Below are 12547 nucleotides of genomic sequence, written 5' to 3' on the forward strand. Positions count from 1 at the left end.
ATACAATTCGTTGGCATATATCATACAAAGTCATTTTAGTGCATTAAGCAAAAAGAAGCATCCAAGCAGGCGCAAAGCGTTCAGAGATATACTATTACATCTCTACAAAAAACGCTGTACAAAACTGCTGCGAAACCAAGATTTTTTACGCGCTATTTATCAAGTAGCTAGGTTTAATACATTCGCTATAAGAGATATAAAAACATGGAAGCGAAACAGTCACAATGCTGAAAAGCAACTAAAAAGTATCATAAAACACTGCTTTGTAAAATACCAAGTACCAGCGTTTATGTATGAAGCTTGGTTAGATAATAACAACAAATACATTGCTTGGTTTGTTGATTTAGGAAGAGGACAAAGTGTAAAAAGCTTATCCAAAATACCAGTTCGGTTAACCAAAAAAGGAGCACATCAATTTTTACAAGCGCCAGCAGATTATACCATTGAAATGGCGCTGCGTAGAGCACAAGCATTGGCTTTTGGTAGCGATGAATTACTCGCAGGACGTATTGCATGTACAGGCTTAAGTCGAAATGATTTTGAGAATGAAGCTTTCTGGGAAACGGTGATTCAGTTCTTTATGCAACAAGCGATGCTCGATTTCAACAAAATGGAAGAAATCATCGATTATTTGAATGATTGCATTCGTAACAATGCTGACTATTCTATCAAAGGAAGAACCATCACATCGCTTACAAGACAATCGGACGAATGGCACGTAGCACAAGCAATTCACAGTGCAAGTATGGTAGAAATGTTTACATGGAAACCAACGTTAGACAGTTCGCTTATCATAACAAACAAAAGTGAAAAAGATGAGAAAAAATATCGCTTATACGAATTGTGTTCTTCCAAAGAATTGATAGTAGAAGGACGAAAAATGAATCATTGTGTGGCTTCGTATGCACGTTCATGCTGTGTAAAAGTAACAAGTATCTTTTCATTGCGATGCATCAGTTTTTTAAAAGGACAAGAAATATTAGCGACAATCGAATTAGACATAAGATCGCAAACCATCGTGCAAGCAAAAGCACGATTTAACAAGCCAATTACAGCAATTGCTAAAAAAATTATGAACGATTGGGCAATGCAACACGATTTAAAAATCGGGAAATGGCTTTAAAAATTAGGTTATGGCAAAATTAAAATTACGAGGCAAAGACCTCATAGAAATAGGATATCCACAAAAAGGAAAAGTAATCAGTATTGCGATAGACGTAATGCTACGGAATTTTAAGCGAGAACGAAAAGACAAAGTGTTACAACGCTTAAAAACCATACTTAAAAATCCTGAAAAATATCTAGGAGACGGAATGGTTGGCAGAATTGCCGAAGAACTCACAACTCCTGTAAAAGTAGAAGCAAAACAATTAGAAACGAAACGTGCGCCATTTACCATATTTGGCGAAAACGGAATACAAGAAGAAGCAAAACATCAATTGTATACCGCGTTAAAATTACCAATAGCAAAAGCAGGTGCATTAATGCCCGACGGACATTCAGGTTACGGCTTGCCAATTGGTGGTGTATTAGCCGCAAAAGATGCCGTAATTCCGTATGGAGTTGGCGTTGATATTGGTTGCCGAATGTGTTTGTCAATCTATGATATTCCAGCTTCATATCTGGAAGGTCACAAAGACAAATACGTGAATATGCTGCAAGAACATACCAAATTTGGAGGTTACGAAACACACAAGCGTATCAATGACCATGAAATATTTGATCGCTCGGAATTCAGAGATATTCCAACGGTAAAAAAACTGTTCAAAAAGGCGTATTCACAGCTCGGTTCATCAGGTGGTGGAAATCACTTTGTAGAATTTGGAATCGTAGACATTTCTGATGTAAACAACGAATTCAACGTTCCTATCGGGAAATATTTGGGAATTCTGTCACATAGCGGATCGCGTGGTATGGGCGCAAACATTGCAAAACATTACACAAAGTTAGCAATACAACAAACGCCATTACCAGGAGAAGCGAAAAACCTAGCGTGGCTCGATCTCAATACACACGACGGACAAGAATACTGGTTGGCAATGAATTTAGCAGGCGATTACGCTTCGGCGTGTCATCATGATATTCACAAGCGTTTAGGAAAAGCGTTAGGTTCAAGACCGTTAGCGATGGTAGAAAATCATCACAATTTCGCTTGGAAAGAAATCGTCAACGGAGAAGAATTGGTTGTGCACAGAAAAGGAGCAACACCAGCGCAAAAAGGAGTGTTGGGAATCATTCCAGGTTCCATGACAGCGCCAGGATTCATCGTTCGTGGAACAGGAAACAAGCATTCGTTGCAATCGGCTTCACATGGTGCAGGACGTCAATTATCAAGACGAAAAGCAAAGCAAACCATCACGCAAAGTGATATAAAAAAGCAATTAAAGGAGCATGGAGTTACCTTAATTGGTGGCGGAATTGACGAAGCGCCAATGGCATACAAAAACATTCATCAAGTGATGAGCAATCAAACGGAATTGGTTGAAGTTGTTGGAAGTTTTACGCCAAAAATTGTGCGTATGGATCGCTAAGATCAATTTGTCATTCCTGCGAAGGCAGGAATCTAAACAAAAGAAACAGCATTCTATATTGAATTAGAGCATTTCCTCCGAGAAAAACGGAGCTCAGACAAAAGTTTATACTGAGCGTAGTCGAAGTACTCCATCCTTAATGCAAAACAAAGAAACACTGATTTATCATTCCAGCGAAAGCGGGAATCTAGAGTTGCGTCTTCTCAAAAATACTAGGGAAACTAAGGTTCTCAAGGTTTCTCTAGTATTAAAAATGAAGATGTAGTAATAATTAATTAAACAAAAAGTAAAGTCGTCAGATTGAGTGATTTTTCAGCGCGAAGCAAAGAAAAAATTGTATTTCGACTTTGCTCAATAGAACTATCGAAATTAGACTGTCTTGTAATGTCAAGCTGTTCTCGATACATTCTGAAACAAGTTCAGAACACTCGAACTGACGTAAAAAAAAATAAAATTTGAAACGTCTTTGCGAGAATTTTTGAAAAAATTCGTGGCAATCTGCTAAAATAAAAAACAGATTACTTCGTCGTTTTCTCCTCGTAATGACAAAAAAACAAAAACAAAAATGGCAACATATACAAACGATGTATTATTCATTCAAGCATTAGACAGCTATTCGTATGACTTAGAACAATGTATAGAAAAGTTACAATATGTTCTTGGAGGAAACGATCATGCTGGAGCTAATAATTTAATGGGAAGAATTTATCATGAACGATTACACGATTATGCAAGTGCTCGCGAATACTACCATCAAGCATTACGCATAGATCACGAATATGTAGAAACCTATTACTACTATTCGTTATTGCTTATCGATGTTTGCGATTATAAAGAAGCATTGCATGTTTTAGAAGTTGGGTTTTCACTAGCACAAACAGACAAAGCACGATTATACTATATAAAAGCAATTCTTTTAGAAAAGCAAGAGCAATTCAAAGAAGCAAAAACATGCTTGAAAAAGTCAAAACATTTGGCTTTAAACAACGATCATAGACATTTTGTTGACAATCAATTAAAACGTGTCAATGAAAAGATGAAAGTTGGAAAGAAGTCAAAAAAGAAAAAATCAAAAGGTAAAAACAAGACAAAAACTAACGTGAAATTTAATTCCATGTTAGATTAATATCAAATGAGTTTGGTGTAATTCCAACTGTCATTCCTGCGAAGGCAGGAATCCATAGTATTTCAAAGTGGATTCCGCAATAAATGCGGAATGACATAAAGTAGGATATCAAATTTACATCAACTAAAAAATATAGAAATTATGGACAATCAATTTTGGGTGCAAATTTCCTCAGGTTCAGGACCAGAAGAATGCTGCCTCGCCGTAAAATACTTAACAGAAAAGCTAACGCGATTGCCAAACTTTACATTCAATGTCATTGAATTGGTTGCTACAAAATACCAAAACTACAAATCAGTTTGGTTGCGAGTAACAGGTGATGCCACTGATTTTAAAAACTATTGGCAAGGAAGCATACAATTTATTTTCAGAAGTCCGTATCGCGCACATCACCAGCGTAAAAACTGGTTTGTTGATGTGAAAGTATACGCAATGCCAACACAAATTTCGTGGTCTCCAAAAGAGGTTCAAGTCAAAACGGCACGAAGTTCAGGAGCTGGTGGACAACATGTAAATAAAGTAGAAACTGCTGTAAGTATGACACATATTCCAACAGGAATTACAGTACAAGCAAGCGAAGAACGCTCGCAATTTTTAAACAAAAAACTAGCATTTGCACGATTAAACATCGCGATAAGCGCACAGAATCAAAAACAGCAAAACGCGGTGCAAAAACAAAAGTGGATGCAACACAAACAGTTGCAACTTGGAAATCCGGTGCAAGTTTTTAAAAAATAGAACAATTATGGGAGCGCCACATAACAAAAAAAGATATGGTGAAGTATGGAAACAAGACCGTATTTCACTGTCCTTACTAGAATTACAGTTTCTAAGAGAATTTGTGATTTTATCAGGCGGTTGGGCTTGGCATTTTTTATCGCCAACAGGGCATACAGAATACAAACATGCGCACGATCATAAAGATATTGATGTCTTTGTAGATCCAAAAAATGTAGCAGAAGTAATGTATGTATTACACCAACGAAATTTTAAAAAAGTATGGACACGATACGATCATTTACAAAGCGAAGAAAATTTTAGACGCTACGAAAAAACAGTAGAAACAGATGCAGGAAAATCGATCCGAATTACGATAGATTTCTTTGTAAAACAAGCTGTTCCATCACGATTTGTAAAAGATTGGAACTTAGTCGATCCGACATTCTTATTGAGTTTATACAACAACATTCACTCAAGTGATAAATGTTGGGCAGTACAAGCTTCGATAGGTTTATTGGCTAAAAATATTGATCCGCTAGATCGTGAGGAATTGGTAGCCATTCCAAAAGAATAAACGAGATTGTCTAAAAAGTAATGATTTCGTCAAACCGAACTTGATTCGGTTTCTCAGAACCGTTAAAAATCAGCTTAATGAGATTCTGGATCAAGTCCAGAATGACGGTTTTCAACGCTTTTTAGACAGCCTTTTTATAAGAAATTTAGCAACACATAAAGACATGAAAACACATAGTATAAATTTAGATTTACCACCAAGCGAACGTTGGTCATTTCTATCAAAATATAAAAAAGAAGTCAACGAATTAATTCAATGTTATTTGAATGATTTTACAGGATCAGAATTCATTTTTGAAGGCGTAGAACTGTATAAAGAACAATTTGTCAGCGAATCGTACATACAGGAAATACAAAGTATTGCCGCAATTTCTGATTTTTCAGTAAATGAAATATTAGTAGCGAATTTGTATTACGATGTATTAAAATTATATTTTGGTTGTACGGCGTTTGCAACGTGGAACGGAAACCAAATGTTACACGCACGAAACTTAGATTGGCATACAGATCAGAACATATTAAGCACACATTCCATGATTTTTGACTATCAAAAAGACGGAAAAACGGTTTTTAAAACAATCGGTTGGCCAGGATTTGTCGGCGCACTTTCGGGAATAAAACCGCAGAAGTTTGCAATTACTTTGAACGCTGTGTTAAGTGAAGATCAAGCAGCATTAGCTTTGCCAATTTCTTTCGTACTGCGCGATGTATTGGAAACCTGTGAATCGTTTGAAGAAGCAAAAATAAAACTGGAAAACACACCAATTATTTGTGATTGTTTATTGTTGCTTTCGGGAACAAAACCCAATGAAAAAGTAGTTATTGAACGCACGCCAAAAAGAACAGCAACACGTATGTCGGAAGAAGATTTTATTGTCGTAACAAACGATTATAAACAACTGCAAAATGGACAAGTAACAGGTAATATTTTGCAAGCTACTTCGTGTGGACGTTTTGATACCGCAACGAAATTATTACGAGAAAACGAAGTACAACAAGAGCAACAGTGTTTGGAAGTTTTACAGCATCAAAATGTGATGATGGGAATTACCGTGCAACAAATGGTTTTTACTGTAAATACAGGCGAAATTAAGTTGATTTGCACTTAAAATTGTTTGGAAAGTGACATTGTATTATTTGATACGTCTTTACGAGGAAAAACGACGAAGTAATCTTTGTGTTAACTAACAGATAGCTTCATTTCATTCGCTATGACGTTTCCAAAAAAGTCACTTTCCAAATAATACTATGTACTAACGTTGATTTGAAACGCAGTTGTCTTCTCCTTGGTGAATAAACGATTTACAAGTAACAGTAATTATTGTAGAGATTGTTGTTGTAATTCCACCTTTTACTTCACTAGCGTTTAATGTTGAAATTGAACGCTTTTTTAATTGCATTTTCTTTAGATTTTTTTTCATCTGTATATAATTTAGAATTCTTGGTTTCTTAAAAATACTTAAAGAAATTTGAAAATGCGTGTAATTTAAAAGCGTGCTTCTCTTGATTTATAAATTGTGGAGTACAAAAGTATAATCATAACAAAGCATATATTTTTTTAAAGTATTTCTCAATACAATTTTTCTTCATTTTATTACAAAAAACCATTCGAAGTGTCATTTTTCAGACAGTTTATATTTCTTAACGTTGAGTTGAAATTCAGGGATCTTCTATGTTATAGATGAAAATCTTGCATAAAAAAAGCGAACTAAAGTTCGCTTTAAATTTTTATTTAGGACATGGTCCTTCATTGAGTGATATCCAACACCAACTTCCTGTACAACGGCATGTGCCATTACCTGAATCATTGCAATTAAAATAAGTTGCTCCTCCTTTTACGGTCTCTGACTGTAAGTTAGAAACAGATTTTTTGTTTAATGATAAATTTCTAAGATTCTTTTTTTTCATGGTTTCATATTTTGGTTTGAATACCTAAGTTAGTTAAAATATGTGTTAAATAAAAAATTACTGCTCAAAAGTTATATTGAACAAAATAATTTACTCCTGCCATTCCGCAATAAAAAGATTGGTATCTCTTCCGCCGCCATTATTTCTGTTAGATGAAAACGCTAACTTTTTTCCATCGTTTGAAAATACAGGGAAAGCATCAAATGTTTCTCCATGCGTAATGCGTTCTAAACCTGTTCCATCCAAATTAATCATGTATAGATTGAAAGGAAATCCACGTTCGCTCTCATGATTGGATGAGAAAATAATTTTTTCTCCAGAAGGATGAAAAAACGGACTCCAATTGGCATTTCCTAAGTCGGTTAATTGACGCAAATCGCTTCCGTCAGCATTACAGATGTACAATTCCATTTCCGTAGGTTGTACCAAACCTTCTGCCAACAAATCTTTATATTCTTTAATTTCTTCTTTAGTTCTTGGACGTGATGAACGGAAAATAATTTTTGTGCCATCTGGAGAAAAGAAAGCGCCTCCATCATACCCTAATTCAAACGTAATTTGTTTCACGTCAGTCCCATCAATATTCATCGTGTACAATTCTAAATCGCCACTACGCGTTGAGGTAAATACAATTTTGTCACCTTTTGGTGAAACGGTTGGTTCCGCATCGTAGCCAACTTCATTGGTAAGTTGTTTTACAATATTTCCTTCCAAATCGGCCACAAAAATGTCAAACGAGTCATATACAGGCCAAATATACTTTCCGTTTTTACGCAACGGCACTTCTGGGCATTCGTCATCTACCAAATGAGTAGATGAATAAATAATATGCTTGTTATCTGGTAAAAAGTACGAACACGTAGTTCTTCCTTTTCCTGTGCTCACCATTGGCGGCATGTTGTCTTTGAATGTTTCATCCACATTCATCAAAAACATCTGATCGCAGGAAACATTCCATTTTGTATTATTTGATTGAAAGATGAGTTGTGTATCATCAAAACTCCAATAGGCTTCTGCATTATCGCCACCAAAAGTGACTTGGCGAATATTTTTAAAATACTTTTCTTCTGGATAAATTAATGGATTATTGGAAGTCGTTTTTACAGTTTCTTTCGATTCAGATTTCGTTGTATTAGTTTTTTCTTTTGAAGTTTCTTTACATGAAAAAAAGGTAAGGCATACGATTAAAACAAAAATACGTGTCATGGAGTGCTTATATTTTGATAATTTAGCACAAAAATAACTTCTTATGTGCAACAAACCAGTATTTGTAATTCTTTTTTTAGCATTTATATGTGCTTGTAAAACAGAACGTATCGTAGAAAACCGCATTAAACAAGATATTAAAGTCTTGGCAGACGATAAATTAGAAGGAAGAGCTACAGGTACGCAAGGTGAACTGTTAGCGGCTTCACACATTGCCAATCGGTTTAAAGATTTAGGAATTCTGCCGAAAGGCACCAACGAATATATTCAGGCATTTACATTTACGCCAAAAACAGATCCACATGCAGAAGTTGAGTACGGAGAGGCAAACGGGAAAAAATCACTCACAGGAAGAAACGTCATAGGATTTATTGATAATAAAGCAGAAAATACCATTGTAATTGGCGCACACTACGATCATTTAGGAATGGGGCAAGAAGGTTCGCTGCACAGAGGCGAACCAATGATTCACAATGGTGCGGACGATAATGCCAGTGGTGTCGCAGTAATGTTGTATTTGGCAGATAAACTAAAGGAAGGAAATACCGAAAACAACTATTTATTCATTGCTTTTTCGGGAGAAGAATTAGGTTTGCTTGGTTCTAATTATTTTGTGAAAAACCCAACAATTGATATTACGAAAGTGAATTATATGATTAATATGGATATGGTTGGACGTTTAAAGAAAAACAAAACTTTAGCCATTTACGGAACAGGAACGTCGCCAATTTGGGATGAAACGATTAAGAAAGCAAATAGCAAACATACATTTGATTTTAAATTGAACGTTTCTGGTGTTGGTCCGTCAGATCATACCTCTTTTTACTTACAAGATATTCCTGTGTTGCACTTTTTTACAGGACAACATGTAGATTACCACAAGCCTTCCGACGATTTTGAAAAGTTGAATTACGAAGGAATGCTTCAAATTGGAAACTACATTCATCGTATTATTTCTGAAGTAAATTCGCAAGAAAAATTAACCTTTACCAAAACAGTTAATGAATCAGATGATACACCACGATTTAAAGTGACATTAGGCGTTGTGCCCGATTATTTATTTGATGGAAAAGGCATGCGTATTGATGGCATTAGTGAAAATCGTCCTGCACAAAAAGCAGGTTTGCAAAAAGGTGATATTGTAGTTCAATTGGGTGAACACGAAGTAACAGATATGAAAAGTTACATGCGCGCTTTATCAAAATTTGAAAACGGCAATACAACTACTGTAAAAGTAGATCGTAAAGGAGAAATTATAGAAGCAGAAATTACGTTTTTTGAAAAGAAGAAAAAGAAAAAATAATGAGTAACTACATGAAAAAACACATTTTAATTATAGGCATATTTGTTTTTTGTACAACAATATGTCTTTCACAAACGCCACTTTCAAAAAAGAAAAAACTTTCGCAAGAAGAACTTAAAACATGGGTTCATAAAGACTATAAACAAGATACAATTGCAGGTACAAGTCTTGAAAAAGCGTACAAAGAATTACTTCCTAACAAAAAAGGAAAAGAAATTATTGTTGCTGTATTAGATACAAAGCTTGATATTTTTCATGAAGATTTAAAAGATCAAATTTGGGTCAATACAGATGAAATTCCAAACAATGGAATTGATGATGATAACAATGGTTACATAGATGATGTAAATGGTTGGGATTTTTTATCAAATAACAAAGAAGAATTTGTAGCATATGAAAATGTAGAAATAGTTAGAGTTGTTCGTAAATATGATTCCCTTTTTAAAGATAAAAAATTAGAAGACGTTTCTAAAAATCAAAAGCTAGCTTTTCAAATATATACTAAAGCTAAAAATAAACTTGAATCATCTTTGGATAGATATAAAGTAAGACTAAATAATGCATATACTGATTATGAAACATTTGTAAAAGCTACAAAGCTTATAGAAAAAGTGTTGAAAAAAGAAAAATTTACAGTATTAGATCTGTATAATTTACAAAAAACGGAACAAAAAGATACGCTTGTAATTCAATATGTCAGTTTCATGAAAAAGAAATTGAGATCTTCCACCACGTTAGAAAGTATAAAAGAAGATATAGAATATTATGAGAATGGACTTTATAAGATGTATAACATAGATTATGACGAACGTAAAGTTGTAGGAGATGATGTGAAAAATATTAATGACAGGTTTTATGGATCTCATAAAGTATATGGTCGTGTTCCTTTTGAGCATTCTATTCCAGTATCTGGTATTTTAGGAGCTAGGAGAGATAATGGTATTGGAATTCAGGGAATTTCTAATAATATCAAAATTATGCCAGTTGTTATGGTAGCTTCGGGTGATGAGCACGATAAAGATGTTGCTGTGGCAATCCGTTATGCGGTAGATAATGGCGCAAGTGTAATAAATATGAGTTGGGGAAAAAACTTTTCAACAGAAGAAACTTGGGTACATGATGCTATAAAGTATGCAGAAGCGCATGACGTTTTATTGGTAACATCAGCAGGAAACTCAAGGAGAAATATAGATGAGCAAAAATATTACTTGAATGATTATCTAAATGAAAAAGAAATCGCAAACAACTTCATGGTTATTGGAGCTAATAATTATAATGCAACAGAAAAATTGGCTGCTTCTTTTTCTAATTACGGGAAAGAGCATGTAGATTTATTTGCACCAGGAGTTAAAATATACACTACAGACACTAATAATAAATATAAATTTACTAGGGGAACTTCATTTGCGTCACCTATAGTTTCGGGAATTGCGGCATTGATACGTTCTCACTATCCTAATTTAACAGCAAGTGAAGTAAAAATGATTTTGATGGAATCAGGAACTTCTTTTGATCTTAACGTGCGTATTTTTGATGAGAATCGTAAAAAAATGTATGTTCCATTTTCAGAGCTTTCCAAATCGGGTAAAGTTGTTAATGCATATAATGCCTTAGTATTAGCTGCAAAAGTTTCAAAAAAGAAAAAATAATCAGTCTTGAATCTCAATAGTTCGTTTGGCTTCATTGCCCAAAGCATCAACAACCGTAATTTTATGAATGCCTGTTTCTGGCTTGATTTCCATTTCGTGCAAGGTTTCGGTTGTGCCTAAAAATGTTTCATCTAAATACCAAAAAACTTTTGTGTCTGGAATAGAATGCGCCAAGCGTAAAACCATACCGTTTTTAGTGCCGTCAAAATCTTTTGGAAGAAAAATTTTGGTGGCTTCGTCCGGATAAATAAAATCCATGCTTTTTTGAAGTTCAGCAGTACAATCTTTTCGAAATGATGGCAAGGTTGTATACAACGGATTTTTATTTTGATAGTAATATTCCATTAATGGCGGCAACACAAACCAACTTTTATGCACCATTTGGCTCAAAGGCTGACAAGACGAATTGACTTGGTAACGTTCTTCCAAATCTAAATGCACCAAAACATGATACGGACACGGTTTTGTTTTTAATCCGCTTACAGGAATAAATTGTTGTTGCTTTTCTTCACACAATTCCGAAGCTCTGTAGCCACTTTTTGCGCAAATGTCCACTTCTTGGAGTTCATCATACGGAACGTCAAACCATTCACTTTTTGGCAATATATCAAACACATCAAACAAAATTGGTGCTGCTGCAACAGTTCCGACCAATCCTGGGCGACCTTCGCCATCGGCATTTCCAACCCAAACACCAACAACATAATCTTTGGTGGTACCAATTGCCCACGCATCACGAAAACCAAAACTGGTTCCTGTTTTCCAAGCAATCTGTTTGCTAGAATCAAAAAACTCCCAATTTTCTTCACCTTCTGGACGATTTACCTCTTTCAAAGATTCATAGGTTAAATACATCGAACCTGCATCAAAGATTGTTTTTTCCGCAGTAAGCGAACCAAAATCAACAGTTTCATCCAATAAAAAAGAAGGTTCGCAAAATTCATTGGTAAAATACTGACCTGAATTTTCACCAAAATGATTCAAGGTTGATGAAAAAGCAGCGTAGGTTTTGCATAAATCCCATAAGTTACTTTCTGCGCCACCAAGTATTAACGAAAGTCCATAATGATCGGCACTTTGCGATATATTTTTTAAGTGTAATTTTTGTAGATAATAATGAAATTTATCCAATCCGAATTGTTGCAACATGCGCACCGCAGGAACATTCAGCGAACGCGATAAAGCTCGTTTAGCTGTCACAGCGCCATCATACGATCCATTAAAGTTTTTTGGATTGTAATTGCCAATTGTAGTTGGTACATCAACGACTAATGTGTTTGGAAGTAAATCGCCTGCGTCCAAAATTGCGGTATACAAAAACGGTTTCATAATACTTCCTGTACTTCTTGGTTTGTGAATGATATTTACGTCTTTTTGATGTGCTTTATCCGTTGGTGTGTTTCCAATGTATGCAAGGACTTTTCGTGTTTTTACATCTAAAACAAGTACCGCAGCATTGTACACTTGATTCTGTTGTAACTCTTTGTAATGTTTGGCAACAATTGCATTTGTTTCTTGTTGTAAAAAGGTT

Annotated in this window: 11 protein-coding genes; 8 read left to right on the forward strand and 3 right to left on the reverse strand. The window is 35.0% G+C overall.

Annotated features, from left to right (window positions below; genetic code table 11):
- From AB8B65_RS01570 to AB8B65_RS01595, 6 genes are all read left to right on the forward strand, one after another.
- Nucleotides 1-1123: PcfJ domain-containing protein (locus AB8B65_RS01570; protein ID WP_405299040.1), on the forward strand; the 1123-nt coding region annotated here is incomplete at its 5' end.
- A gap of 10 nt (nt 1124-1133) precedes the next feature.
- On the forward strand, nt 1134-2531 hold the full coding sequence (locus AB8B65_RS01575; protein ID WP_405299041.1) for an RtcB family protein: 1398 nt from the start codon (nt 1134-1136) through the stop codon (nt 2529-2531).
- Nucleotides 2532-3096: 565 nt separating this feature from the next.
- The gene (locus tag AB8B65_RS01580; protein ID WP_405299042.1) at nt 3097-3657 is read left to right on the forward strand and encodes a hypothetical protein; all 561 of its coding nucleotides are present in this window, start codon (nt 3097-3099) and stop codon (nt 3655-3657) included.
- A 141-nt stretch (nt 3658-3798) separates the two neighbouring features.
- Nucleotides 3799-4395, forward strand: coding sequence for a peptide chain release factor H (gene prfH, locus AB8B65_RS01585; RefSeq protein WP_405299043.1), 597 nt, complete (start codon nt 3799-3801; stop codon nt 4393-4395).
- Nucleotides 4396-4402: 7 nt separating this feature from the next.
- Nucleotides 4403-4951 (forward strand): hypothetical protein, encoded by a 549-nt coding sequence (locus tag AB8B65_RS01590; RefSeq protein WP_405299044.1) that lies wholly within the window; start codon nt 4403-4405, stop codon nt 4949-4951.
- Nucleotides 4952-5114: 163 nt separating this feature from the next.
- Nucleotides 5115-6059, forward strand: a complete 945-nt coding sequence (locus tag AB8B65_RS01595; RefSeq protein WP_405299045.1) for a C45 family autoproteolytic acyltransferase/hydolase — start codon at nt 5115-5117, stop codon at nt 6057-6059.
- A gap of 144 nt (nt 6060-6203) precedes the next feature.
- Here AB8B65_RS01595 and AB8B65_RS01600 read toward each other — a convergent pair whose 3' ends face one another.
- Together AB8B65_RS01600 and AB8B65_RS01605 are read right to left on the reverse strand one after the other, a co-directional pair.
- The gene (locus AB8B65_RS01600) at nt 6204-6371 is read right to left on the reverse strand and encodes a hypothetical protein (RefSeq protein WP_405299046.1); all 168 of its coding nucleotides are present in this window, start codon (nt 6369-6371) and stop codon (nt 6204-6206) included.
- A gap of 577 nt (nt 6372-6948) precedes the next feature.
- Nucleotides 6949-8064 carry a TolB family protein gene (locus AB8B65_RS01605; RefSeq protein ID WP_405299047.1) on the reverse strand — a complete coding sequence of 372 codons (1116 nt, stop codon included), beginning with the start codon at nt 8062-8064 and terminating at the stop codon, nt 6949-6951.
- Between the two features lie 43 nt (nt 8065-8107).
- Here AB8B65_RS01605 and AB8B65_RS01610 point away from each other — a divergent pair, with 43 nt between their 5' ends.
- Together AB8B65_RS01610 and AB8B65_RS01615 are read left to right on the forward strand one after the other, a co-directional pair.
- Nucleotides 8108-9367 carry a M20/M25/M40 family metallo-hydrolase gene (locus AB8B65_RS01610; RefSeq protein ID WP_405299048.1) on the forward strand — a complete coding sequence of 420 codons (1260 nt, stop codon included), beginning with the start codon at nt 8108-8110 and terminating at the stop codon, nt 9365-9367.
- Between the two features lie 11 nt (nt 9368-9378).
- Nucleotides 9379-11016, forward strand: coding sequence for a S8 family serine peptidase (locus AB8B65_RS01615; RefSeq protein ID WP_405299049.1), 1638 nt, complete (start codon nt 9379-9381; stop codon nt 11014-11016).
- Here the strand turns inward: AB8B65_RS01615 and AB8B65_RS01620 are convergent.
- Nucleotides 11017-12547 (reverse strand): penicillin-binding protein 1C (locus AB8B65_RS01620; RefSeq protein ID WP_405299051.1); only part of this gene is annotated, 1531 nt, incomplete at its 5' end.

Origin of the sequence: Kordia sp. (assembly GCF_045105435.1) — a bacterium.
In the GTDB taxonomy this organism is placed as follows: domain Bacteria; phylum Bacteroidota; class Bacteroidia; order Flavobacteriales; family Flavobacteriaceae; genus Kordia.